Here is a 23116-nt window from a genome sequence, read left to right as displayed (position 1 = left end):
GTCATTTGGACCCATCTCCATCCTGTCGCAGGAGAAAGATTTTGCGACGCGATGCGCCATTCAACTGAACAACATCCGTTCACAAAAATGACAATCCGGCGCGGAATTGGGTCCCTAACGGTCAATGACACCGATAGCGGACAAAATGACAAACACCCCCGGATTTTCGGCTCGGGAAAATCCACGGGCTTTTGTCATTTTCCACTTTGGTTTCGACGATAGTGGCCAATTTGTCATTTAGCGGACAAACAAAGAGGCCCAAATGAGCTTTCACAAACCTATCACCGCAATGACACTGCAAGACGTCCAATCATGGGCGCGAAACGCAGACAATACAGACTACGCCAATGCTGTTGGACGCTATCCCAGCCTGACAGACAATCTTGATCTCAGCCAAATCCCCGCCGATCTGGTCGTGATCAAACAGCGACTTCCCATAGATGGTTTCAACCCATCACTCTGCAAGTCCGAAGGGGCCTACAAGGCGACCCGAAGAAAGATCATCGCTGCTGTCAAAGGGGCAAACGGTGACATGAGGGCCGCAAAGGAACGCCGCGCACGCGTCGACGAGTGGACTGACCTACTGAGTGCTTTAGAACCTCATGCGGTCACCTCTTGCAAAAAGAAGACCGCTGCCAAGCAAATTCTCGTCCCAATCAAGAAACTCGCAGATATCGCGCGGATGAGTGAGGTGAAACCCCGCGAGATCAGCCAAGACTGGCTCGACAGTATTTCTACGCAGTTAGACACCAATGAATGGAAAACGCTCCAACGCGCACTGAAAACGTTGAACCGACTGCGTCGTGATAAAACCGTGTTGGGATTTCTCCCTGCTGAGCCATTTCCCGCCCCAAAGCCACGACGGAAGGAAAACTTGCACATCATTCCGCCCCACATCGCCAGCGAGATCAATGAATGGGTCCATAACGCCACGCTGACTGAGTTCGACCCAGTCGAGCAGGAATATGTAAATGCGGTTTCGAAATCAAATGTGGATTTCAAACTTGCGGCAATGCGTAAATTCATCAGCACATTGATCAGAAGCGGTGAGCTGAGCCCAAACACCAACAAAGGTTTACGAGACTTGATGACACCCGAGCAGGCGACGGTCGCTGTCCGTTATTGGTCGAGGCATGAAGGGCAGAAAAGCCACATCACGGCGCGGACGGCCTACGACTATCTCAAGTCGAATTATGTGGTTATGGCGCGCAATGGCGTCGATCCAATCCCTATGAAAAACCACCTCCAGGCAAACAGATTCCTGAAAAGGGGAAAGATGGACGGCAGCGACATGTCGCCAAAAAATCGAAAGTTCTGCGAACAACTGCTAGCGTCACCTCAGCAAACAATGAAGTTCCTGTCGATGCATGTTCAATTGCGCAATCAGGCAAAGGAGTTGCTCGACGAGATCTCCAAAGATGGCAGGAAACCCTCTGACAACGAAGTCGCACAAGTCCGGCAGATCGGAACTGTCGCTGCGATCTGCGCACTCGAAACACGAGGGGCGCCAATCCGGATCGAAAGCGCTCTTGAGCTAGTGCTCCGTGGCCCTGGAAAAACATTCCACCTGCCGGTTGGCAAAACCAAACACGCAACCATCGATCTGGGGATTGAGCACACCAAAAACGACGTGGAAATCTGGGCTCCGATCAATCCCGGCAACCTGAATGGGCTCGAAGTTATTCTCTGGTATCTTGAGAAGATCAGGCCGCTCTACCCTAACTACGAAGCAAGCGTTCACTTGTTTCCCGGCTTTAAGAACGGTAAGGCGCTGGAATACAGAACCTTTCTGAGCTGGTTCAAACGCCATACCCGTGCGGTCGGTCTTCCCATGACGCCCCACCAGTTTCGCCATGGATTGGCCTCGCTACTTCTTCAACACAATCCTGGGCGTTGGGATCTTCTCGAACGGCTGCTCGATGACACCCCGGCCACGGTGCGACGAAATTACGCTTGGGTGAACGAGCGCGCCAAACGCACTGAAGTGCAGGAATACATTCTCGACCTGTCGGGGGTGGGTCGATGAAGACGCCTGACTACCGCACCAAGAAAAACATTCTTCAACATCAGCGTTGGGACCCCCTTATCGGGGATCCCAATCTAACAAATGCATCCGTGTATGAGCTTCGGGTCCTGGATGACTTCCTGGCATTTCTCGAAACCCGCAAAATGACTTCACTCGCAGATCTGACTGTTCAGGAGTTTGTTCGCTTCAATGGACATAGAAAAACAGAGGCCGTGCTTCGTAAACTCAGATATGCGATGGAGGCTGTTTTTCCAGGCCATCCATCCGTTCTGGTGCTGGAAGAAGCCATTCGGTCACTTGGTAAGAAGCCTACCCGGAAAAGCAATAGCGGGAAACGCCGCCTCTCAAAGTCGGTGCACTTCGAGGATCTCCCCTCTGCTTGGCGCGAAGCATTTGGCGACATGGACGCGGGTATTGATCGAAATGGACAGTTGCCTCCAGCAACGGGCATGATGGACACGCACAAGATGAAACTGCGCCAGCTTCTCTGCTCGGCGCGGGCTGCCGGCTTACCTGACGAATTGTCGGTGGACACGGTGCGGGCCTACGCCCGCGATCTTCGGTCCCGCGAGCTGGCGCCGGCCACGCTTAGGTCTTCTTTCGCTGCTGTGCAGAAGTTCGCTCGCTACACCGCCGCTGATGATGAAACACTCGAACTATTGGCCGATCTCACCCGCGTCTACGAGACCAAAGCGCATAAAGCCAAAAGCAAGAAGTTCGAGCATCTGCAGAATACTGGTTACTCGCCTGTGGAATTGGTGAACCAAGCCCATGAGATCCTCAGCGGTGTGGCCATGATTCATAGTTCACGCAGCAAGCAGGAACGGCGCAATCGTGCGGCAGCCCTGGCGCTGTTCTCAGTCATGCCCGTTCGTCTCGCCGATACACGCTTCGTCTTTGGTGAAACTCTGTTCTGGACCGGCGAGCGTTACACCATCGAAACTGTTCTATCGAAGAGTGGATACCCCTGGGCCGCAGATATCGACCCAAGGCTCAATGTGTTCATTGATACACTCATCTTACGCGGGTGCGACCCAGCTTGGCTCGACCAGTTGCGAGAAGAATGCTTGGCGAACAAACGTGCCCTGTTCATCACCAACATCGGCGAACCGGTGGCCTACGGCTATGTATCTGACAGGTGGCGTGCCGCGGTCGGAACCGGTGAGCACATTGCACGAACTATTCTGCACACCTTCCTTGGAATTGAACTGGGGCAAGAAGGAACTGACATGGCGATGGCTGCAAACGGCCAGCGGCACCACGGGACCGCGAAAGCCTATCAAGACGATGCTCTGGCGATGGCTCAGCGCATGAAAGGGCAAACTGAACTGATGAATGTCGCACAACAAAGCGACCTTAAGATGTTTGAATTCAGGTAGGAGAGAGCCTCGGCTGGATGCTGCTTTCTGCGCGATCCCTTGGGTGAGACCGCGCAGAAAACAATCCCAGCCGGGTTCAAGATAAGCCCCGAGAGGCCACGGCCTCCAACACAGAAAATCGGCGCCAGCAGAAAGGCAAACAGTCGCTCTTGAAGCCATGGCACAACGCCGCGGCGCTAAAGAGGAGAACATCATGTTCGACTTCACGAAAGACCCGCTTAAAGATTTGCGGGCATTTGCATTGGCTCATTCAGAGGCGCTGCAAAACGCATCGTTGTTGCTTGGCGGGCAACCCGCATTGCGACGCACGCAAGGGCTGCTGGATGACATCACCTCAGTTCATGAGCTAACACGCCGGGTTGCGCGGGAGTTGGATGCCCTGCACCAGCTGCTCTCGTTGCATAACGTGCATGATCCAGACCGGATCGAAGCCGGGTGCTTTGCCGACATCGATCCAGCGTCACCCATCGTCGCAGATCTGTGTCTATTGAGTGAAGCACTGAGCGATCAGCTGCTTTGTCTGCGCAACGACACCTCCATCCAGGACTTCAAACTTCTCCAAGCCGCTTGATTTTGCGGCCGCGCTGAGCCGGAGCTGGCTTGGCGTCTTGAGAGCCCGCATTCCGCTGGCTCACCTACCAGGAGATCCTGATGCATATCGAAATCGAACGTGAAATTCACAACCTCACCTTAGAGGCCATCATCCATGGCCGCCGTCTGGCCGAGGAATGGCTGAAGGTCGGTTGCGTTCCGAAGGGCACGACAAAACATCTCATCCGCGAAACGCTGGAGCAGCTTCGTGAACGGCAGGGCTTTAACGGCGTCAATGATGACTTCATCGAGATGATGGGCAATGAAATCCGCCGTGCTCTGAATGAATACCGCGACGGCATTGGTGATCGGGCGATCTCAGGAGACGTCGACACGGTTTGGGAGCAAAACAACGATGTCATCAAGCTCGTAAACCTCGCATGGCGCTGGAAAGAGTTTCGCGCAGCCAAACGAGCCGTAGACGACAAGCTGGCGGCCGTTCGGCAAACGGATCTGATGTTCGCAAGCGTGACCTAACTGTGCGCAATCGCCAAATAAATCGGGGCGATACCACGGGATTCAAACCCGAATCCAAACAAGTTTTTTTCTTTTCGGAACCGAACCCAAATTACGGCTGTGACGGCATGAGGCCGAGCATTTGCAACCGCATTACGAGAGGTGAGGGAAATATGGAAACGGCGTCAAATTGGAACGTCCAGCCCCTAAATCAGGCCGAAGCGGCTGAGGTTATAGGTGTTAGTTATCGCCATTTCCTCGACATCCTCAAGCTCCTCGAAGCCCGCGGCATCGAGACCCACGAACCACGTGGCGCGCGACGCAAATTCTACCCAGAAAACATCAAAAACATTAGAGAGGCATTGAAATGTCCGAACCTTGGCACCCAAAGTGGAACAAAGAAGCGGAGCGCTGGACGGTCAGCTTCACGATCGGCAATCAACGACTTAGACGCCGCCTTCGCGTTCGTGGAAAAAGCAGCCTGAACCTGGCAAAGAAGGAAGCGGAGGCGCTCTACCGGTCTCTTTGGGAAGAAGAACTCAAACAAAAGGATGCGAAAAAAGAAGAGCCCTTTTTCGTGGTGGCCGCCGCAAACTATCTGGACGATAATGGAGAGGCCCGTTTTCTCAAGCGCATCGTCGCTGCACTGAAGAAAAACAAGAGCATTCCTGATGACATTAGGATTGATGCAATTGACGACGCTGTCATCGAGTTGTTGAAAAAGGATCTTTACCCCAAAGTCAAACAGGACACAGTGCACAGGCAACTCGTTGTGCCGGTGCGTGCTGTGATCAACCATGCACGACGTGAATGGACCGCTGTTAAACGCGAAAAAAGCAGCCGCGTCCGTTGGCTCACCCCGGAGGAAGCAGAGTGCCTTTTGAAAGCAGCTAATGACGACAATGTTGTTGGAGGCTTTGATCCAAAGCGGCGCACATTGCAGAAGATCGCTTTCATGATCGGAAGTGGCGCTGGTCCCGGCGAAATGTTCGAAGTGGATGCCTCTGACCTCAACCCCGGCTCTGATGAAGTATGGATTTCAAAGGCCAAGACTGAAGCTCGACCGCGCTGGGCCTATGTAGCGCCTCGGTCTTGGGACCTCATGCGAGAATTGCCAACCAACGGACCTGCGTTCTTGGCTCCTAATGGAAAACCATACGTAATCCGAAACAATGGGGGAGGCCAGATGAAAGCTGCTTTCGACACCGTGAGGAAAGCCGCAGGCCTTGGAGATGAGGTGACACCATATGTATTGCGACACACCTGGGCCACTTGGTTCGCATCACAGAATAGTTTTGACCTACTCATGAAACGTGGCGGCTGGGCAAAAGCGGAAACGGCCAATAAGTATGTGAAACTCTACCCTAGCGACCTCAAGGATCGCCTTTTAGCGCATGGCTGGGACTTTCAAGGCCGAGCTGGGAGAAACTACAAATTTGGAGAAAAGGTCGCTGTTTAAGGCTAGGTGGGATCCCTCGCAATCAAATTGCCTGGGGTGGTGCGCGACATGGCGCGGCAGGTGACTAGCTGTCATTGTCTGCACATTTCGTCAAAGGCAGATTTGTGATCGGTGCACATTAAGGAAATGGAACCAAGGGCGGAGAGCGGCCATTCGCTGCGGATTGCTCCAACGGCTCCTGTGCGGGACATTTCTGTCGTTCGTTCTCGGCAGTCCAATGTCCGCATTGACGGTTTTAGTGTTCACGGTCGCACAGGTTGTGGTCGGCCAACGATGCCAGCACATAGCAGTCTTCCGAAACGCCCTCGCCGTCGCATCCTTTCGATATCCGGCTGAGTTCCTTTTCGAGCGTTTTGAGGCGTTTGATCTTCGCGCGGACATCGTCAAGCTGAGACATGGCGATGTCCGTCGCAGTTTCGCAGGACCGATCCGGATGCTCCTGCAGTTCGATCAACGACGAGATCGCTTCAATCGAGAACCCCAGATCGCGCGCATGCCGTATAAAGCTGAGCCGTTCCAATCCAGCCTTGTCATATCGTCGTTGATTACCCGATGTGCGCTCCGCCTCAGGCAATAGCCCCATATCTTCATAATACCGGATGGTCGGAACCTTGACCTTTGTGCGTTTTGAAAGCTCACCGATGGAAAACATAAAAACCTCTTGAACCTCTAGTTACTAGAGACCCTATATGAGTTAGGACGAAAGAAGAAGAGTTCAAAATGTCCCACGATTATCTATCTCAAACGCCGTTCCTCGACTATGGATCCAAACCGATACAAGCACTCATCGCGCAACGAGGATGGGCAGAGCTGGATGAAGGCGAGCGCATCGGCGCAGCCTATGACTATGTCCGCAACGAAGTCTTGTTCGGCTACAATTCTGACGATGCCTTGCCCGCCTCACAGGTGCTGGAGGATGGCTACGGCCAGTGCAATACCAAGGGCACGCTGCTCATGGCATTGCTGCGCGCCTTAAGCATCCCTTGCCGATTTCGCGGCTTTACCATCAACAAAGCGTTGCAACGAGGCGTGGTGCCAGAGCTGGTCTATCCGCTTGCCCCACGCAACATCATCCATTCGTGGGTCGAGGTCCAGTATCGCGGAGAATGGTTAGAGCTGGAGGGCTTCATTCTGGATCAAGGCGTTTTGTCTGCGCTTCAAGCCGCGTTTCCCGAGCGCTCTTCGCTTTGCGCATACGGAGCTGGAACCGATTGCCTGCAAGCGCCGAACGTCGCTTGGGCTGGTCAAAGCACCTACATCCAAAAGACAGGGATCAATCGGGATTTCGGAGTCTTTGATAGCCCAGATGCCTTCTATGCAAACCATCGGCAACTTACCGGGTTTCGCGGGTTGGTCCATCGACTGTTTATTCGACATTGGATGAACAGACGGGTTGCGCAGATCCGTTCGGGACGTGTCCCGAAGATACCTGGTGGGGATACCAATCTTCTGCCTGCCAAGACCATTGCGATGGAAAAGGAGGCGGTGTGATGGCTGGTTGCTGCGGACATGACGCCAAGTTTGACGGCGTTTCAGATGACTACAAAAGACGGTTGTGGATCGTCATCGCTCTCAACGCGACGATGTTCTTTGTCGAGATGACAGCAGGCCATCTGGCCAAGTCTCAGGCGTTGCAAGCTGACGCCCTCGACTTTGCGGGCGACGCGCTGACCTATGGGATTTCACTTGCGGTCATCGGGGCCTCGCTTCGCGCTCGGACGAACGCGGCACTGTTCAAAGGCATCAGTCTTCTTTTGATGGGCTTTTGGGTGTTTGGATCGACCGTCTATCGCGTGTTCTATGTCGGAGTCCCCACCGCCGAGATCATGGGTATTGTCGGCCTTCTTGCATTGCTAACCAATCTGGCAAGCGTGCTACTGTTGGTCCGCTACAAGGACGGCGACGCCAATGTTCGGTCGGTGTGGTTGTGCTCACGCAATGACGCCATTGGGAACGTGGCAGTGATGTTTGCGGCGCTTGGTGTGTGGGGCACGGCAACCGGTTGGCCTGACCTCATCGTGGCAACGATCATGGCCGGATTGTTCCTGTCATCGGCCTTCCAGATCGTCCGCCAAGCCTTGGCAGAACGGCGGGAAATAACCGAGCATGAGCATGAGGCCGCATGATGCAGGCGATATTAGCCCTCATCGGCGTTGTGATCGCAGCAGGCACGTTTGCTGCCATGCTGTGGTCCATCGCATATCCTGAGCGCCGCATTTGGCCACCAAATCGCTACACCACAGTGACACCTATTTTGGTCTGGGTTCCAACATTCACCCTCTTTGGTGTCCTGATCGTCCTTGGTTTCATGGAATGGGGAAGTTTGCCAGTCCCGACATGGCTGCGGTTCGGCGTTGGCATCCCCCTCATCCTTGCTGGCAACATCATCGTGTGGTCAGAGGTCGCACAGTTCGGAATAGCGCAGACCGGAGGCGCAAAAGGACTGCTCCGAACAAGCGGCATGTATCGCTATTCTCGCAATCCACAGTATGTGGCGGACATTGCCATGATTGTAGGTTGGATCGTGCTTTGCGCTTCAGTTGGGGTCGCAATCGTTGGTCTCGCCGGAACCGCAGTTCTGGTCGCCGCGCCCTTCGCCGAGGAACCATGGCTCAAGGAGCAATACGGGTCAGCGTTTGAGGAATACAAAGGGAGGGTCAGACGGTTCTTGTAGACAGGTAGGAAAATTGCAAAGCAGGCCTTCGCTATGGCGCAGAAACTCGGAGCTTTGGGCTCAAACCTGACTTTCGCCGCGATAGGTGTGAATGGCGGCTAAGGGCCGTGAGTGTTCTTCAGCCCCTTGCCGTGTTCGCAACTGCTGCTAGGGTCTGCATTGAGCCTAAAGTGGCTGAAGATGCGCGACGCACTGACGACCAATACGTGCGATAAGCAGACCTTCTCTGTGAGTTATCTGAATGGCCGAAATGCGGTTAAAATAGTGTTTTTTCTACCAATACCGCACACCCATTACTCACCATTTCGTGAAGATAATACCTGTTGACCTTCCCATTGGGGAACCCATCAACACACCAACCAGCCCACCATTCATGGACGGGCAGAGGATCGAAGCAGATTGGAAGATTAGAAATGAGCAGCGATACGTCCAGAAGACGGTTCATAGCAGGAGTGGCGGCTGGATGCGTGCTTCCAGCTCCGATGGCTTTTGCACAAGCAGACGCGGTCGAAAGTGAGGTTCAGAGAAATATTTCATCATTCCGAACCCATCGTTGGCAGGATCATTTCGAGACACTTGAGAACGGGGTTATCCTGTCAGATACATCATCAAGGATGCTGCAATATTGGTCCGAGGATGGTCGAGTATCGAAAATCTATCCCACTAGCGTGCCACTGACAGAGGACCTTACCCGGTTGGGATACACCCGTGTCGTTCGGAAGGTAAATGGGCCGTCTTGGCGACCAACGCCGTCCATGAAAGAGCGCAACCCGGAGTGGCCGGACTACGTTGGCCCAGGACCACAGAATCCATTGGGCACGCACGCGCTCTATCTCAGCTGGCAGTATTATCGGGTCCATGGAACCAATGATACGCGCAAAATCGGGCGTCGGTCGTCAAACGGATGCATTGGACTCTACAACGAACAGATACAGGAGTTATTCGCCCTCGCTAAGATTGGCACACAGGTAAAACTGATTTGATTGATGTCCGAGCAAGGGAAAGAACGAAAAATGGCGCAAAAAAGATTGATCACATACGCAGCCGTCACAGCGGTGGTGATTGCGGGAGTCTGGTTTTTACAGCTCCCTACCGGGGAGAAACCCAGCGAGGTTGCCGCTCAACCCAAACCAGGCGCAGCAATGGTGGATGTCCGTTTGCCAGCTGTGTTGAGCGGACAATCCGTCATGGGCAAGCGAGCCTTTGATGCGGTTTGCGCCAGTTGCCACGGTGAGAATGCAGCCGGGCAACAGGGGACTGCGCCCCCATTGGTCCACAAGATCTATGAGCCCAGCCATCATGCTGATATGGCATTTGTTCTTGCAGCGCAGCGCGGGGTCAAGGCGCACCACTGGCCTTTTGGCGACATGCCGCCAGTCGAAGGCTTGACCAACGCTGATATTGCAACCATCGTTTCCTATGTGAGAGAATTACAGCGTGAAAATGGGATAAACTGAACGTTGAGTATCTTCTTTGGCAACAAATTTGGGCAATCGCTCATTTTGATCGGCGTGTTTTTTGTCGGCCTTTTTGCGTTGGGTGAACCTGCTTTGGCGCATGGAAAGCATGTTCAGGTCGTGGAAGCCGCTGTTATTGCTGTTGAGACCCAACACATCGCGAATGATCACGAAGGACATTGTCACGGTGGCGCGTTCTGTTCTGGTCCAGCAATCGTTTCCTCATCTCCGACAGCGCCACAGTTCGATGATCGATCGGCGCGACACGGCCTTCCCGAGGCAACTGAGGCCTCCCCGGTGCCATCTTCTTTCGATCCGCCACCGCCCCGAATCCTGATCTGAACAACACGAACCTGCGCGGATTCTCCGCGCGTCGATGTTTTCGGACAGGAGATAAACTATGAAGATCGAGAAACTGACGATTGGCGCTGTTACGGCGTCTGTAATTGCTATGGCAGCACTGGCTCATGGTGGCGCGACCGGAATCGTGAAAGAGCGCATGGATGGCATGGGTGTGATGAAAGAGGCCGTCAAGGTGCTGACGCCCATGATGCAAGGACAGACAGCGTATGACGCTGATGTCATTCGCAGCGAAGCGGCAAAAATTGGAGACCATGCCGGCGAGGCAATGACCCGCCTGTTCCCAGAAGGAAGTGGCGGCGCACCTTCTGAAACCAAGGATGTGGTTTGGGAAGACTGGCAAGAATTCGCGGCATTGGCAGAGCAACTACGCGTCGTGGCGGACGGCCTCGAATTGGCAGCCGAAAATGGACTTATGATGGCCGGAACCTCTGGTCAGAGGGCAAACATGATGGGCGGCTCCACCATGATGAATGGTTCCACTATGATGGGTGGCGGTTTCATGATGGGTGGCAGCTCAAACATGATGGATTTCGCAGATATGCCAGCCGATGGCGTTTTTACTATGCTGGGTCAGGTCTGTTCAGCATGTCATACCCGGTTCCGAGCTGAGAAGTAGGGCAAAGCAATGCGTAAGCTTTTTCGCATTGGCCTGGCAGGCACCGTGCTGGCATCCGCTGGGCTTGCGGCAGTCATCGCTTGGCCGATTGGTCCATCCATTGAGTCCATTTCCCTCGTTGGAAATGTGGATCAGGGGGCCTACTTGGCACGGGCGTCTGGGTGCATTGCCTGCCACACCAATTTTGCCGAGGGCGGTTTGCCTCTTGCTGGTGGCGTCGCGTTGGAAACCCCATTCGGGACGTTGTTTTCTCCCAACCTAACCACAGATCCGGATCACGGGATTGGCCGGTGGAGTATGGCCCAATTCGCCCGCGCAGTGCGTCAAGGTGTGTCCCCGATGGGAGAGCCATACTATCCGGCCTTCACCTATCCGTTCTATGCGAATTTCTCGGATCAGGACATCGCTGACCTTTGGGCAGCGTTCCAGACTGTGCCGCCGGTGGAGACATCGTCAATTGATCATGAGATGGCATTCCCCTTTGATCAGCGCTGGGGGCTGAAACTCTGGCGAGCCGCGTTTTTGGAGCCTCCCCGCACTAATCCCATTCAGGGCAAAGGGGACGTTTGGAACCGGGGACGTGAGTTGGTCGAGGGTGCCACGCATTGCGCTGCGTGTCACACCGGTCGCAACTTTGCGGGCGCGCGAAACTCAGACACCGAACACTTCATGGGTAGTGATGCCTTGCCCGGCGGTGACAAGGCGCCCGCGATCGATGTTCAGACGCTACAGGCGCGAGGATGGGATGCAGCCAGCCTCGCCTATGCGTTGCGCACGGGGCTTACTCCAGATGGTGATGCCTTTGGTGGGGCAATGGGCGAAGTAGTTCTGTATGGCACAAGCTTCCTCAGTGAAGCAGACAGACAAGCGATTGCGACCTACCTGATGGACAATCATGCAGGGGGATAGTGCAGTGACGAAGTTTAACGAAAGGAAACACGAGACGTGAAGAGTAACGTCAACAGGCGGCAGTTTTTGGCCGGGGCAACGGCCCTGTCTACCCTGCCATATACAGCAACGGCGACACCCGCCACGCCGGATCTGACAGCGCGACTTGGTAAGGTTCAGTTGGCACCTGTCGAATATCCCGAGACCGAAATCTGGGGGTATGACGGTGGAGTGCCTGGTCCGGAAATCCGACTTCGCCAAGGCGAGTCACTAACACGACGTTTGGTAAATGAACTTCCTCAACCTACGTCGATCCATTGGCACGGGTTGCGCATTCCAAACGCCATGGACGGTGTCCCGGGTATGACGCAGGATGCCGTCGCTCCAGGTGAGAATTATACTTATGAATTTTCCCCGCCGGACGCGGGCACCTATTGGTATCATTCGCACAATCAGTCCACCGAGCAGGTTGCACGAGGTCTGTATGGTCTCCTGATTGTAGATGAGGTCGACCCGCCAGATGTGGATCACGACATATCCGTCGTTATCGACGATTGGCGGCTAACGGAGCACGCCGCAATTAGTGACGATTTCGGTGCCATGCATGATTGGACCCACGCGGGGCGGATGGGGAATTTTGTTCACTCGCATTTGACGCCGTCACTCAACCAGGTCAAACGCAATGACCGCTTGCGGGTTCGATTGGTCAACGTGTCGACCGACCGGGTGATGATGATTGGCTTGCATGGGATGGTTGGGGCAATCGTCGCATTAGATGGCATGCCTTTGCTTGCGCCAAAGGCCGCCGATCACGCTATACTGGGACCAGCTCAGCGGGCGGATTTCATACTCGATGTCACCGCTGACCTCGGCGATCAGGCACTCATCGCCATTCATGAAGGCGATGAGGCTTTCATCCTTTCCGATTTCAGCGTTGTTGGCACCAACGCGCGTGTTGCCCGCGGCGCAATCAGCGCTTTGCCACCCAACCCCCTGACGCCGATGGCCAAGGTCGTAGATGCGCGCGAAGTAAAACTTCACATGGAGGGTGGCGCAATGGGCGGACTTCGCCAAGGCATCTGGAAGGGTGAAGAAATGTCTGTCCAAGAGTTGGTGAACAACGGCCAGATTTGGACTTTCAACGGCGTAGCCGGCTTGCCCGAAACGCCGCTGATCGAGCTTTCTCAGGGCGAAATTCTGAGAATTCCCATGCGAAACGACACAGCTTTTCCCCACGCGATGCACCTGCATGGGCATCATTTCCAGGAAGAAATGGCTGATGGCAGTTTAGGTCCGCTACGCGACACGATCATGATGGATCGAGGGCAAGAACAAACCATTGTTTTCCGGGCTGAAAACCCGGGCGACTGGCTTTTGCACTGCCACATGCTGTCCCATCAGGCAGCTGGCATGAAAACTTGGTTGAGGGTCACAGCATGATGAACACCAAACAGATACTTCTCTTAGCAGGAGGCGCTTTTTTTCTTGCTACTGCGGTCGCCCAGGCGTCCCCACCAATGCAACCGGCAGACTCTGATCCGACGGTCGGGGCGGTTCTCTATCAAGAGAATTGCGCATCTTGCCACGGGGCTAAACTGGAAGGACAGCCAGATTGGAGGAGTCCGAACGACGACGGCACTTTGCCTGCCCCACCGCACGACGAATTTGGTCACACCTGGCATCATGGTGATGGGCTGTTATTCGATTACACCAAAATGGGAGGCCAGATGGCTCTGGAACAGCGCGGGGTCACTGGCTTTGTAAGCGGTATGCCTGGATTTGGAGAGACACTGAGCGATGAGCAGATCTGGGACATTTTGGCCTTTATCAAATCCACTTGGTCCTCGCGGGTTCAGCAAATGCAGGCGACGCGCACCGAAGGCGAACAACTAAAGGGAAACTGAGATGCGACACATTTTGAAGTTAGGTCTAACTGCGTTCCTCCTGAGCGGCACGGCACTGACCGCCCAGGAGATGACTGCGGAAGAGGTCAAACGCCTGGCGCTAGAAGCAATTCTGGAAAACCCACAAGTGATCATGGAGGCCGTTGCGATCTTGCAGGAGCGCGATGAACAAGCCGCATCTCAGGACGCAGCTCGAGTCTTGTCAGAACAACGAGTGATGTTGGAGCAAGACCCGAATGCTCCGGTGCTTGGAAACCCGGAAGGGGACGTAACGGTCGTCGAGTTCTTCGATTACAACTGCCCATACTGCAAGCAGGTCTCGCCCGAAGTTGAAGCGCTGATTGCTGCCGACAGCGACGTTCGTGTGGTCTTTCGCGAATGGCCAATCCTGAGTGATGGATCAGTTTTCGCCGCGCGCGCGGCTTTGGCATCGCGGGAGCAGGACTTGTATCCAGAGTTTCACCTGGAAATGATGCGCATGCGTGGGCGTGCGGAGGAGGTGAGCGTTATGGCTGCGGCAGAAAAGATCGGCCTGGATCTGGAACAACTGCGTGCCGACATGGAGGCCCCCGAGGTTACCGATCATATCGAAATCTCAATGAATCTGGCGCGCCTGCTGGGATTCAATGGAACGCCCTCGTTCGTCATAGGAGACTCTATGGTGCCAGGAATGGTTCCTTTGGAAGAGCTTCAGCGCCTGGTGGCTGAAGCACGCGGCGGTCAGTGAATCTCAGCACGGTTTCAGTCGGTATTTTCCACGGGCGGGATGTTCAATCCGCCCGTCACGGGTCAGGTCGGCCAGTGCCCGGTAAACGCTTTCGTGCGTTAGGCCGAGTTCTGCGGCAAAATCAAGCACAGTGCCGGTCAACCGCCCGTCGGCCAACCCGGCCAGAACCCTGTCCTTTGCAGACCGGATCGCGAGCAGTTCCAATTGGCGACGATAGGTTTGAACCTGACCAGCTAACCGCTTCACAAATGCCGCCGCAAATTCGCTGTCCGTGGTCATTGCCGCCAGCACGCTCTGCCTGTCGAATGACAAGACGATGCTGGGCTGCTCTGAAATCGCATCACAATGGTAGTGGTCTGAGAACACCGACGGCTCGGCAATCGTGTCACCGGAAGTGGCGCGGAACATCGTCACCTTCTGACCAGCTTCGGTATGCCGGATCAGATTGATCGCCCCACTTCGAAGAAAGAACATCGCCCTGCTCGCGTCATCCTGCCGAAACAGGGCATCGCCCACGCGTAGTTCCCGCAGCGATACCCCGTGTCTGGGCAGGGATCCGAAAGGGGGCGGGATATCTGTGATTTGCTTCATTATGATCGAAATCATAAAGCCCTTTTTGAGTTTTTGCCAGTTTGTGAAAGTAGCGAACAGAAAGGTCATTCATGCTTAGACACGTCCTCAACTCCCTTCTCGCGATGGGCGTCTTCGTCGCGCCCGCAGATGCGCAAACCTCACATGATCACGGAAAAATGGCGCTTGTGTCAGCAGTTCCGACCGAACCCGGTCAGGGTGCTTTTGCTGCAATCTCAGAAATCGTGGCGATGCTGATGGCTGATCCGAAAACGGATTGGTCGCGGGTCGATATCAGCACCCTGCGCGACCATCTGGTTGATATGGACCTGCTGGTCACTCATGCAAATGTCAGCGTGGAACACGTTTCTGGCGGCTCTGTATTTCAGATTGCGACGACTGGGTCAGGTGGAGGGGCCGCCAGTCGCATGGTTCCCGCCCATGCCCCTTTTCTGACAGCCGAAACTGGTTGGTCCAGCGAAGTCGCCCTCAATGGTGATCAACTTATCTGGACGGTAACATCGGACACCGATGAGCAGGCCATTCGCGTCTTAGGGTTCTTTGGCCTGATGGCCGTCGGCGCTCACCATCAGGAGCATCACATGGGTATGGCAACCGGGAAAATGGTCCACTGAATCACGCGACGCGCGAGCTGGGATAGCCTTCGTCTTCCAAGATTTTTGCGAGGGCTTCTTCTTGGAGTTGGCTGGTCACATTCACAGTGCGCGCTTCCAGATCGAAACTCAGAACCGCGCCCGCATCGGCGGTTTTTACAGCCTTTTCGATGGCGCCGGTGCAATGGCCGCAGCTCATGTCGGGAACATTGAAAGTGGTCATGAGGGGCTCTCCTTTCTTGGGGTGTTTTCGGACGTAGAGGTTCCCACAGGGTAAGGTCAATACTCAAGTAATTGTGATTAAACGCCCTTGACCTTACCCTCACTGGAACCCCGCATGTTTGTGTCAAAGACGTGAGTCGTGGAGCATGGCATGTCACTACCGAAAACCATCAAAATGTCCGTTGAAGGGATGACCTGTGCGTCCTGTGTTGGTCGCGTTGAAAAGGCGCTGACCGCTGTGCCCGGCGTTTCTGACGCCGCTGTAAACCTGGCAAGCGAGACCGCGCAGATGCAATTTCAGGCACCCGCGGATCTGGTAAGCATAACCGCAGCCCTTGACGCGGCCGGGTATCCGGCAGTGACCTCTGAGGTTATCCTGAACGTCGAGAGCATGACCTGTGCATCCTGTGTCGGTCGGGTTGAACGGACGTTGCAAGCAGCCCCCGGTGTTCTGGAGGCAAAGGTCAATCTGGCCACAGAAGCTGCAACGGTTCGCTATATCGAGGGCGCGGTTTTGCCCGCAGATCTGGCTCGCGTAGCAACCGATCTTGGTTACCCTGCAAAAGTAAAAACGGTTGAGGATGTCGGCAAGGCGGATCGCAAAGCCGCTGAGATCACCCAATTGGGCTGGCTGACCCTGATTGCTGCGCTTTTGGCGCTGCCGGTTTTTGTGGTCGAAATGGGCAGCCACGTCGTTCCCGGAATGCACGCGCTGATTGATCGCACAATTGGGATGCAAAACAGTCGTTTGGTTCAATTTGTCCTGACCACAGCGGTTTTGCTTGGACCCGGCCTTCGCTTCTACACCAAGGGATTTCCGCTGCTGTTCAAGGGCGCACCGGACATGAATTCGCTGGTCGCTCTGGGCACCTCTGCCGCCTACGGGTTTTCACTCGTGTCTACCTTTGCGCCCGGTCTGCTGCCCGCAGGCACGGCAAATGTGTATTACGAAGCCGCTGCCGTGATCGTTGTGCTGATCCTTTTGGGCCGGTTTCTGGAAGCCCGTGCGAAGGGTCGCACTGGCGAAGCGATCCGCAAGCTGGTCGGACTTCAGCCCAAGGTTGCCCGTGTTGAGCGGGGAAGCGACATCATCGAGGTGCCGATAGAAGACATTGTGTTGGGTGATGTGATCCACGTGCGACCCGGGGAGAAGATTGCCGTCGATGGCGAAGTCATGACTGGGGCGTCGTATGTTGACGAAAGCATGATCACCGGCGAACCCATTCCGGTAGAAAAGACTGAAGGGACTGCAGTCGTAGGCGCCACCGTGAATGGCACCGGAGCGCTGACATTTCGCGCGACGGCCGTGGGTGCAGATACGATGCTGGCACAGATCATCCAGATGGTTGAACAGGCACAGGGCGCGAAGCTTCCAATCCAAGGTGCTGTGGATAAAATTACGGCGTGGTTTGTGCCCGCTGTCATTGCAGCTGCTGCCGTAACGGTCTTGGCGTGGTTCCTGTTCGGTCCTGAACCTGCGCTCAGCTACGCTTTGGTGGCCGGGGTTGCTGTGCTGATCATCGCCTGCCCCTGCGCAATGGGTCTGGCGACGCCGACCTCGATCATGGTCGGCACGGGGCGAGCCGCCGAAATGGGGGTGTTGTTCCGCAAAGGTGACGCATTGCAGATGCTGCAGGAGGCCCGCTTGGTGGCGGTCGATAAAACCGGAACGCTGACCGCCGGGCGACCGGAACTGACTGATCTTGTGGTGTCTGAAGGCTTCGAAGAGGCGGAGGTGTTGCGCCTTGTAGCCGCTGTCGAAGCCCGGTCTGAACACCCGATTGCCGAAGCCATCCTGCGTGCTGCCAAGGCGCAAAATGTCGGGATCGCGGACATCACCGATTTCCAGTCAATCACCGGGTATGGCGTGCAGGCGATGGTCGACGGGCGCAAGGTGTTGGTTGGGGCGGATCGCTTGATGCTCCGCGAAGGCCTGTCGCTGGAAGCCTTAGGCGACAACGGAGACGCCTTGGGTCGCAAAGGCCGCACCCCGCTTTATGCCGCAATCGATGGGCGGGTGGCCGCGGTGATTGGCGTGGCCGACCCGATCAAACCGACCACTCCGGCGGCGATTTCCGCGCTACATGGCTTGGGCCTGAAGGTTGCCATGATCACCGGCGACAATCAGGGCACAGCCGATGCCATCGCTGCCGATCTGGGCATCGATGTCGTTATTGCCGAAGTGTTACCGGAGGGGAAAGTTGCCAGCCTTGAACGGCTACGCGAGGGTGGCAAACTGGCCTTCGTCGGTGACGGGATCAACGACGCTCCAGCACTTGCCGCCGCCGATGTCGGTGTTGCCATCGGGACGGGCACTGACGTCGCAATCGAATCCGCCGATGTGGTGTTGATGTCAGGGGATCTGACAGGAGTGGTCAACGCGTTCGACATTTCTGGCCGCACGATGCGCAACATTCGCCAGAACCTGTTCTGGGCATTTGGCTACAACACGCTGCTCATTCCGGTGGCTGCAGGCGTTCTATTTCCCGCATTTGGCGTGCTCTTGTCACCCGTTCTGGCTGCCGGGGCGATGGCAATGTCGTCAGTCTTTGTGTTGACCAACGCCTTGCGCCTTCGTTGGGTGACGCCAGCCCTGAGCGATACAAAATCGACAAACGAAGCCCCCGCCGCAACCCTAAGCCCGGCGCTGGCCGAGTGAATAGGAGGACGACATGAATATTGGAGACGTGGCCAAGAGGACCAATTTGCGCGCCAAGACGATCCGGTATTACGAAGATATCGGACTGGTGAAGCCTTTGCGGGATACCAATGATTATCGGGTGTTTCGTGAAAGTGATTTGCACAAGCTGACCTTTCTGGCCCGTGCCCGCGCTCTTGGGTTTACGATTGATGATTGTCGAGCGCTTCTGACCCTTTATGAGGATGAAACCCGAGCCAGCTCTGATGTCAAAGAGATCACGAACAAACACCTCGAAGAGATCGAGGCAAAGATCGTCGACCTTCAAGCGATGCATGCCACGCTCACCCATCTCGCAAAGGAATGCGCCGGAGACCACCGTCCAAATTGCCCGATTCTTGAGGGGTTGAGCGGAGAAGAAGGTAATTCGTCAAACGCGCCCGACACAAAGTAAGGAATGCCCACAATGATTTCACGACGGAATGTCATTTCTGGCTTGGGTGCGGGTCTTGTCTCGACGGTCCTACCAAGCGTTTCCATGTCGAAAACACAGACCAAGGTTTTGGCAATGCCACCTTTGCTGGACGCAACGAATAACGGAAAGTTTGCGTTGAATGCACAGGCCGGACAGATGAAATTCCTTGGGCAATCTGCAAGCGAGACCTGGGGGTTCAACCAGTCCTTCCTTGGGCCAACTGTCCGGGTTTCAAATTCAGCAGAGGTAAGGGCCGACATCACCAACAGTTTGGATGAACACATTTCGGTTCATTGGCACGGGTTGGTTATCCCTGGCGATGTAGACGGAGGTCCGCATCAAACCATAGCGCCTGGCAAGACATGGTCGCCGGATCTGCCAATTGACCAGCCTGCGGCGACCGTCTGGTATCACACCCACACCCATGGAGAGACCGCACGCCAGGTCCACAAAGGATTGGCCGGCGTCTTACAGCTGAGTGATGGGCTGGATGATGACCGGGGATTGCCAGCGACCTATGGCGTAGACGATCTGACGCTTGTGCTTCAGGACCGGCGCTTTGATCGGCGTGGGCGGATGGATTACAACTTGTCCATGCCAGACCGCATGATGGGGTTTCTGGGCGATACAATGTTGGTCAACGGACAAATAGGCACTACGGCCGTGGTGCCCAAAGGCATCGTTCGCCTTCGGCTTCTGAACGGTTCGAACGCTCGGATTTACACGCTGATGATGTCGGACGATCGCCCTCTGCACTTGGTTGGCACGGATACGGGATTGCTTGACCACCCGATCACTTTGCAGGACCTGACCCTCGCCCCCGGCGAACGCTACGAGCTGCTGGTGGATTTTGAGGATGGGGGCAACGCGTCCCTTCTGAGTGGACAGAACACCAACATGGGCATGATGGGTGGTGGTATGATGGGCGGACGCCAATCATCCGGGCCGCCCTTCGAAGTATTGCCATTCGTGGTGGATCCCTCTTTGGTCGCAAGGATTACAGCGCTGCCGGGTGACCTCGGTGGCTCCAGGCCTGACATGGAACCCGCCGGAGCTAAAAGGCGGAACGTGACCCTGGACATGGCCATGGGGCCTGGAATGATGATGCGTAGCAATGGCAACCGGTTCTCGATCAACGGTCAGTCTTTCGACATGAGCCGTATCGACATGAGCGTGCAGCGCGGTGAGATGGAACGCTGGTCAGTCACAGCTGACATGATGATGCATCCCTTCCATGTGCATGGCGTCGCGTTCCAGGTGCTCAGCGAGAATGGGCGCCCACCCAAGGCTCAGAATACCGGTTGGAAAGACACGATCCTGATAGACGGTCAGGCCGATATCCTGATGAAATTTGATCGACCAGCCAGCGAAAGCCTGCCTTACATGTTCCACTGTCACATACTGGAACATGAAGACGGTGGTATGATGGGGCAGTTCGCTGTGGTGTAGGTTGTCGGAACATTTGTTGCCGTTCCCTACAGCTTGAGCAAGGGTCTGAATTGGATCGGGAACTCTAGTTGGGTTGAATTTAGTTTTGCAGTTTTCACGGGTTGCAATGAGCTGTCACGGCTTCGCAGTTCATTCAGCGCTTCATGGTTTCACTTTCCGCAGCTGACCCCACTCAAATATTGGTTCGGTTCAATTCTGGGGCTGTTGCACGAAAACACTCCGCATTAGACGACAGTTGAGATTTAGCAGAGGTCAAGAATATGGCAACTCTTGAAAAAAATCAGTATTTATCAATGAATTCAAGGGCTTTTCCTTCCCTTAGCAGGGGAGCGCCTTCGACCACTCGGCCACGTCTCCGTCGACCCGTTTAGCCATCTCGTGAAAGAGGGGCAAGGGTCAAAAGTGAAAATTGCTGCGGTTTTCGGTTCGATGCCACATCAACATCAGAACGACGTGCTCTTGACCCGCCCCGCAGACAAGGCTTTGCTGAAACGGCCGGTCTGACGCGAACAGGGGTGGCATGATTTTTACAGATACAAGGGGCCCGCCACATGACCGCTGAATTCATGCTCATTACGTTCACTCTCTTCCTTGCAGGCGTGATCGCGGTTCCGATCGCCTCGCGGTTCGGGCTCGGTTCGGTCCTTGGTTACCTCGTCGCGGGCATAGCGATCAGTCCGATCTTGCACTGGGCAGGGGCGGATGTGATTGCGCTTCAGCATTTTGCCGAGTTCGGCGTTGTGATGATGCTGTTCATTGTCGGGCTTGAGATGAACCCGAAATCCTTGTGGGAGATGCGTAGCCGTATCTTTGTGCTGGGCGGATTACAGATCGGGATCACGACAGGTGCGGTGCTGGCCATTTCGCTGGCCTTCGGGCTTCCTATGACGGTTGGGCTTGCGATCGGACTGGTGTTGGCCTTGTCTTCGACCGCGATCGTCAACCAAACTCTGCGTGAAAAGGGACTTCTGCGCTCGGACGGAGGGCAGGCCAGCTTCTCGGTCCTTTTGATGCAAGACATCGCGGTCATTCCTATGCTGGCGCTGATCCCGTTGCTGGCTATGCCTGAACTGTCTGATGCACTTGCGCATGGAGCAGGACATGGCGATGGGCACGATGATGGGCATGGCGGTGGCCTGAACCTTAGCCTCGTCGACGGGTTGAACGGCTGGCAGACAGCATTAGTCACTTTGGCCGCCATTGCTGGCGTGATCTTCATCGGCACTTATCTGACCACCCCCATCTTCCGTTTCGTCGCCAAAGCAAGGCTGCGCGAGTTGTTTGTCACCACGGCGCTTATGATGGTTCTAGGCATCGCGCTGCTGATGACCATGGTTGGGCTCTCGCCCGCTCTGGGCACCTTCCTTGCAGGCGTCGTCATGGCCAGCAGCGAATACAGGCATGAGCTGGAAAGCGATATCGATCCGTTCAAGGGCATCTTCCTTGGCGTGTTTTTCATCACCGTGGGGGCCGGTATCAATTTCGGACTACTGGGCAGCAATTTCGCGTTGATCATTGGGCTAACCCTTGGCCTGATTGCACTGAAAGCCGGCGTGTTGATGGTGCTTGGGCGGGCATTCAAATTGCAAGGGGGCGATAAGTGGCTGTTTGCCCTTGGACTGGCGCAGGCAGGTGAATTTGGCTTCGTGCTTCTGTCCTTCACCGTGGCAAACGCCGTTATTCCTCAGGACATTGCAGACCTTCTGCTTCTGGTCGTCGCGCTATCGATGCTGCTGACCCCTGCCCTGTTCATCCTCTATGATCGCGTGATTGCCCCAAGATACAGCAATCAAGACGAACGCGAAGCTGACGAGATCGAAGGCGAGGCGCCCATCATCATCGCGGGCCACGGCCGCTTTGGCGGGATTGTGAACCGCACGCTGCGCGGTGCAGGGTATGACACCACGGTGCTGGATTACTCGTCTGAGCAACTCGAGATGCTGCGCCGTTTTCATATCAGCGTGCATTTCGGGGATGCCACACGTCCGGATCTGTTGCATGCGGCGGGCATTGATGAGGCAAAAGTCCTGGTCATTGCCATTGATGACAAAGAAGCCATCACGGAATTGGTCCGGTACATGGTGGAACATCACCCCAACGTGCATCTGGTTGCGCGCGCTATTGACCGCAATCACGTCTATGATCTGTGGTCCGTTGGATGTCGCGACATCATTCGCGAGACCTATGACAGCTCGATCAGGGCCAGCCGTTCGGTCTTTGAAGCGTTGGGCCATACGCGCCCGCAGGCGGAAATGCTGTTGGCAGAGTTTGAAGCCGCAGACCGCGAGTCGATGCTGGATTTGGCTGAGCTATACGACATCAACATCCCGCCGTTGGAAAACGAGCCCTACATGGCGCGTGTCGACGAGATGATGGAGGAATGGCAGGAACAACTGCGCGGACGGATGCAGGACGTGAAAGCAGAAAAGCCCGCAGAATAAACTACGAGCATCGTCATTCGGTTTAAATTTGGGGATGGTGCGGTCGGCGGGACTCGAACCCGCACGAGTGTTACCTCACAGCGACCTCAACGCTGCGCGTCTACCAATTCCGCCACGACCGCATGTCAGGCTAGGTGAGGCGCTACATAGCGAAGGGGTCGTGTGAT

24 protein-coding genes and 2 tRNA genes are annotated in these 23116 nt (G+C 55.4%); 20 read left to right on the top strand and 6 right to left on the bottom strand.

What is annotated here, in order from left to right:
* Window positions 1-262 precede the first annotated feature (262 nt).
* The 5 genes from MWU55_RS06000 to MWU55_RS05980 all read left to right on the top strand — a co-directional run bounded on the left by MWU55_RS06000 (window position 263) and on the right by MWU55_RS05980 (window position 5911).
* Window positions 263-2026, top strand: coding sequence for a hypothetical protein (locus MWU55_RS06000; protein WP_246934899.1), 1764 nt, complete (start codon window positions 263-265; stop codon window positions 2024-2026).
* Window positions 2023-3405 carry a hypothetical protein gene (locus tag MWU55_RS05995; protein ID WP_246934898.1) on the top strand — a complete coding sequence of 461 codons (1383 nt, stop codon included), beginning with the start codon at window positions 2023-2025 and terminating at the stop codon, window positions 3403-3405. The genes MWU55_RS06000 and MWU55_RS05995 overlap by 4 nt, the downstream gene beginning before the upstream one ends.
* Window positions 3406-3562: 157 nt before the next feature.
* Window positions 3563-3976: a hypothetical protein gene (locus MWU55_RS05990; RefSeq protein WP_246934895.1), complete on the top strand. Its 414-nt coding sequence runs from the start codon at window positions 3563-3565 to the stop codon at window positions 3974-3976.
* An 80-nt stretch (window positions 3977-4056) separates the two neighbouring features.
* Window positions 4057-4473, top strand: coding sequence for a hypothetical protein (locus MWU55_RS05985; protein ID WP_246934893.1), 417 nt, complete (start codon window positions 4057-4059; stop codon window positions 4471-4473).
* Between the two features lie 346 nt (window positions 4474-4819).
* Complete coding sequence (locus tag MWU55_RS05980) at window positions 4820-5911, top strand: tyrosine-type recombinase/integrase (protein ID WP_246934891.1); 1092 nt, start codon at window positions 4820-4822, stop codon at window positions 5909-5911.
* Between the two features lie 235 nt (window positions 5912-6146).
* On the opposite strand, the gene MWU55_RS05975 is transcribed toward MWU55_RS05980, so the two are convergent.
* A complete protein-coding gene (locus MWU55_RS05975; RefSeq protein ID WP_246934889.1) occupies window positions 6147-6563 on the bottom strand; it encodes a helix-turn-helix domain-containing protein in 417 nt (138 codons plus the stop codon).
* 68 nt (window positions 6564-6631) lie between these two features.
* On the opposite strand from MWU55_RS05975, the gene MWU55_RS05970 reads away from it, so the two are divergent.
* From MWU55_RS05970 to MWU55_RS05950, 5 genes are all read left to right on the top strand, one after another.
* Window positions 6632-7402, top strand: a complete 771-nt coding sequence (locus MWU55_RS05970; protein WP_246934887.1) for a transglutaminase family protein — start codon at window positions 6632-6634, stop codon at window positions 7400-7402.
* Complete coding sequence (locus MWU55_RS05965) at window positions 7402-8037, top strand: cation diffusion facilitator family transporter (protein WP_246934885.1); 636 nt, start codon at window positions 7402-7404, stop codon at window positions 8035-8037. Before MWU55_RS05970 ends, MWU55_RS05965 begins: the two co-directional genes overlap by 1 nt.
* The gene (locus MWU55_RS05960; RefSeq protein ID WP_246934883.1) at window positions 8037-8585 is read left to right on the top strand and encodes a PEMT/PEM2 methyltransferase family protein; all 549 of its coding nucleotides are present in this window, start codon (window positions 8037-8039) and stop codon (window positions 8583-8585) included. The genes MWU55_RS05965 and MWU55_RS05960 overlap by 1 nt, the downstream gene beginning before the upstream one ends.
* Window positions 8586-9067: 482 nt before the next feature.
* Complete coding sequence (locus MWU55_RS05955; protein WP_246935691.1) at window positions 9068-9568, top strand: L,D-transpeptidase; 501 nt, start codon at window positions 9068-9070, stop codon at window positions 9566-9568.
* Window positions 9569-9598: 30 nt separating this feature from the next.
* Window positions 9599-10042 (top strand): cytochrome c, encoded by a 444-nt coding sequence (locus MWU55_RS05950; RefSeq protein WP_246934880.1) that lies wholly within the window; start codon window positions 9599-9601, stop codon window positions 10040-10042.
* Here the strand turns inward: MWU55_RS05950 and MWU55_RS05945 are convergent.
* Window positions 10016-10213: a hypothetical protein gene (locus MWU55_RS05945; RefSeq protein ID WP_246934878.1), complete on the bottom strand. Its 198-nt coding sequence runs from the start codon at window positions 10211-10213 to the stop codon at window positions 10016-10018. The genes MWU55_RS05950 and MWU55_RS05945 overlap by 27 nt on opposite strands.
* Window positions 10214-10442: 229 nt before the next feature.
* On the opposite strand from MWU55_RS05945, the gene MWU55_RS05940 reads away from it, so the two are divergent.
* The 5 genes from MWU55_RS05940 (at window position 10443) to MWU55_RS05920 (ending at window position 14540) form a co-directional block, all read left to right on the top strand.
* Window positions 10443-11021 (top strand): cytochrome c, encoded by a 579-nt coding sequence (locus MWU55_RS05940; RefSeq protein WP_246934876.1) that lies wholly within the window; start codon window positions 10443-10445, stop codon window positions 11019-11021.
* A gap of 9 nt (window positions 11022-11030) precedes the next feature.
* Window positions 11031-11930: a cytochrome c gene (locus MWU55_RS05935; protein WP_246934874.1), complete on the top strand. Its 900-nt coding sequence runs from the start codon at window positions 11031-11033 to the stop codon at window positions 11928-11930.
* A 36-nt stretch (window positions 11931-11966) separates the two neighbouring features.
* Window positions 11967-13349, top strand: a complete 1383-nt coding sequence (locus MWU55_RS05930) for a multicopper oxidase family protein (RefSeq protein ID WP_246934872.1) — start codon at window positions 11967-11969, stop codon at window positions 13347-13349.
* 77 nt (window positions 13350-13426) lie between these two features.
* A complete protein-coding gene (locus tag MWU55_RS05925) occupies window positions 13427-13813 on the top strand; it encodes a cytochrome c (protein WP_246934870.1) in 387 nt (128 codons plus the stop codon).
* A 1-nt stretch (window position 13814) separates the two neighbouring features.
* On the top strand, window positions 13815-14540 hold the full coding sequence (locus tag MWU55_RS05920; protein WP_246934868.1) for a DsbA family protein: 726 nt from the start codon (window positions 13815-13817) through the stop codon (window positions 14538-14540).
* Between the two features lie 3 nt (window positions 14541-14543).
* Here MWU55_RS05920 and MWU55_RS05915 read toward each other — a convergent pair whose 3' ends face one another.
* Entirely contained in the window at window positions 14544-15146 is a 603-nt protein-coding gene (locus tag MWU55_RS05915) for a Crp/Fnr family transcriptional regulator (RefSeq protein WP_246934866.1), read from the bottom strand.
* 56 nt (window positions 15147-15202) lie between these two features.
* On the opposite strand from MWU55_RS05915, the gene MWU55_RS05910 reads away from it, so the two are divergent.
* Complete coding sequence (locus tag MWU55_RS05910) at window positions 15203-15745, top strand: hypothetical protein (protein ID WP_246934863.1); 543 nt, start codon at window positions 15203-15205, stop codon at window positions 15743-15745.
* Window position 15746: 1 nt separating this feature from the next.
* On the opposite strand, the gene MWU55_RS05905 is transcribed toward MWU55_RS05910, so the two are convergent.
* Entirely contained in the window at window positions 15747-15947 is a 201-nt protein-coding gene (locus tag MWU55_RS05905; protein ID WP_246934861.1) for a heavy-metal-associated domain-containing protein, read from the bottom strand.
* 150 nt (window positions 15948-16097) lie between these two features.
* On the opposite strand from MWU55_RS05905, the gene MWU55_RS05900 reads away from it, so the two are divergent.
* The 3 genes from MWU55_RS05900 to MWU55_RS05890 are packed head-to-tail and all read left to right on the top strand — an operon-like array spanning window position 16098 to window position 20508.
* Window positions 16098-18605, top strand: a complete 2508-nt coding sequence (locus tag MWU55_RS05900; protein ID WP_246934858.1) for a heavy metal translocating P-type ATPase — start codon at window positions 16098-16100, stop codon at window positions 18603-18605.
* Between the two features lie 13 nt (window positions 18606-18618).
* On the top strand, window positions 18619-19038 hold the full coding sequence (gene cueR / locus MWU55_RS05895; RefSeq protein ID WP_246934857.1) for a Cu(I)-responsive transcriptional regulator: 420 nt from the start codon (window positions 18619-18621) through the stop codon (window positions 19036-19038).
* 12 nt (window positions 19039-19050) lie between these two features.
* Window positions 19051-20508, top strand: a complete 1458-nt coding sequence (locus MWU55_RS05890; protein WP_246934855.1) for a multicopper oxidase domain-containing protein — start codon at window positions 19051-19053, stop codon at window positions 20506-20508.
* 261 nt (window positions 20509-20769) lie between these two features.
* On the opposite strand, the gene MWU55_RS05885 is transcribed toward MWU55_RS05890, so the two are convergent.
* Window positions 20770-20865: transfer RNA gene (locus tag MWU55_RS05885), tRNA-Ser, on the bottom strand.
* 194 nt (window positions 20866-21059) lie between these two features.
* Here MWU55_RS05885 and MWU55_RS05880 point away from each other — a divergent pair.
* Window positions 21060-22949: a cation:proton antiporter gene (locus MWU55_RS05880; protein WP_246934853.1), complete on the top strand. Its 1890-nt coding sequence runs from the start codon at window positions 21060-21062 to the stop codon at window positions 22947-22949.
* Between the two features lie 35 nt (window positions 22950-22984).
* Here the strand turns inward: MWU55_RS05880 and MWU55_RS05875 are convergent.
* A tRNA-Leu gene (locus MWU55_RS05875) sits at window positions 22985-23071 on the bottom strand.
* Between the last annotated feature and the right edge of the window lie 45 nt (window positions 23072-23116).

It is taken from the genome of Aliiroseovarius sp. F20344 (assembly GCF_023016155.1).
Classification (GTDB): Bacteria; Pseudomonadota; Alphaproteobacteria; order Rhodobacterales; family Rhodobacteraceae; genus Aliiroseovarius.
The sequence above is the reverse complement of the archived record's forward strand: the minus strand, read 5'-3'. Positions and strand labels throughout refer to the sequence as shown.

Bases quoted from the DNA above. Each gene is read 5' to 3' on its own strand.
- MWU55_RS06000 (WP_246934899.1), top strand. From the start codon at position 263: ATGAGCTTTCACAAACCTATCACCGCAATGACACTGCAAGACGTCCAA.
- MWU55_RS05995 (WP_246934898.1), top strand. From the start codon at position 2,023: ATGAAGACGCCTGACTACCGCACCAAGAAAAACATTCTTCAACATCAG.
- MWU55_RS05990 (WP_246934895.1), top strand. From the start codon at position 3,563: ATGGCACAACGCCGCGGCGCTAAAGAGGAGAACATCATGTTCGACTTC.
- MWU55_RS05985 (WP_246934893.1), top strand. From the start codon at position 4,057: ATGCATATCGAAATCGAACGTGAAATTCACAACCTCACCTTAGAGGCC.
- MWU55_RS05980 (WP_246934891.1), top strand. From the start codon at position 4,820: ATGTCCGAACCTTGGCACCCAAAGTGGAACAAAGAAGCGGAGCGCTGG.
- MWU55_RS05975 (WP_246934889.1), bottom strand. From the start codon at position 6,563: ATGTTTTCCATCGGTGAGCTTTCAAAACGCACAAAGGTCAAGGTTCCG.
- MWU55_RS05970 (WP_246934887.1), top strand. From the start codon at position 6,632: ATGTCCCACGATTATCTATCTCAAACGCCGTTCCTCGACTATGGATCC.
- MWU55_RS05965 (WP_246934885.1), top strand. From the start codon at position 7,402: ATGGCTGGTTGCTGCGGACATGACGCCAAGTTTGACGGCGTTTCAGAT.
- MWU55_RS05960 (WP_246934883.1), top strand. From the start codon at position 8,037: ATGCAGGCGATATTAGCCCTCATCGGCGTTGTGATCGCAGCAGGCACG.
- MWU55_RS05955 (WP_246935691.1), top strand. From the start codon at position 9,068: ATGGCTTTTGCACAAGCAGACGCGGTCGAAAGTGAGGTTCAGAGAAAT.
- MWU55_RS05950 (WP_246934880.1), top strand. From the start codon at position 9,599: ATGGCGCAAAAAAGATTGATCACATACGCAGCCGTCACAGCGGTGGTG.
- MWU55_RS05940 (WP_246934876.1), top strand. From the start codon at position 10,443: ATGAAGATCGAGAAACTGACGATTGGCGCTGTTACGGCGTCTGTAATT.
- MWU55_RS05935 (WP_246934874.1), top strand. From the start codon at position 11,031: ATGCGTAAGCTTTTTCGCATTGGCCTGGCAGGCACCGTGCTGGCATCC.
- MWU55_RS05925 (WP_246934870.1), top strand. From the start codon at position 13,427: ATGCAACCGGCAGACTCTGATCCGACGGTCGGGGCGGTTCTCTATCAA.
- MWU55_RS05920 (WP_246934868.1), top strand. From the start codon at position 13,815: ATGCGACACATTTTGAAGTTAGGTCTAACTGCGTTCCTCCTGAGCGGC.
- MWU55_RS05915 (WP_246934866.1), bottom strand. From the start codon at position 15,146: ATGATTTCGATCATAATGAAGCAAATCACAGATATCCCGCCCCCTTTC.
- MWU55_RS05910 (WP_246934863.1), top strand. From the start codon at position 15,203: ATGCTTAGACACGTCCTCAACTCCCTTCTCGCGATGGGCGTCTTCGTC.
- MWU55_RS05905 (WP_246934861.1), bottom strand. From the start codon at position 15,947: ATGACCACTTTCAATGTTCCCGACATGAGCTGCGGCCATTGCACCGGC.
- MWU55_RS05900 (WP_246934858.1), top strand. From the start codon at position 16,098: ATGTCACTACCGAAAACCATCAAAATGTCCGTTGAAGGGATGACCTGT.
- cueR (WP_246934857.1), top strand. From the start codon at position 18,619: ATGAATATTGGAGACGTGGCCAAGAGGACCAATTTGCGCGCCAAGACG.
- MWU55_RS05890 (WP_246934855.1), top strand. From the start codon at position 19,051: ATGATTTCACGACGGAATGTCATTTCTGGCTTGGGTGCGGGTCTTGTC.
- MWU55_RS05880 (WP_246934853.1), top strand. From the start codon at position 21,060: ATGACCGCTGAATTCATGCTCATTACGTTCACTCTCTTCCTTGCAGGC.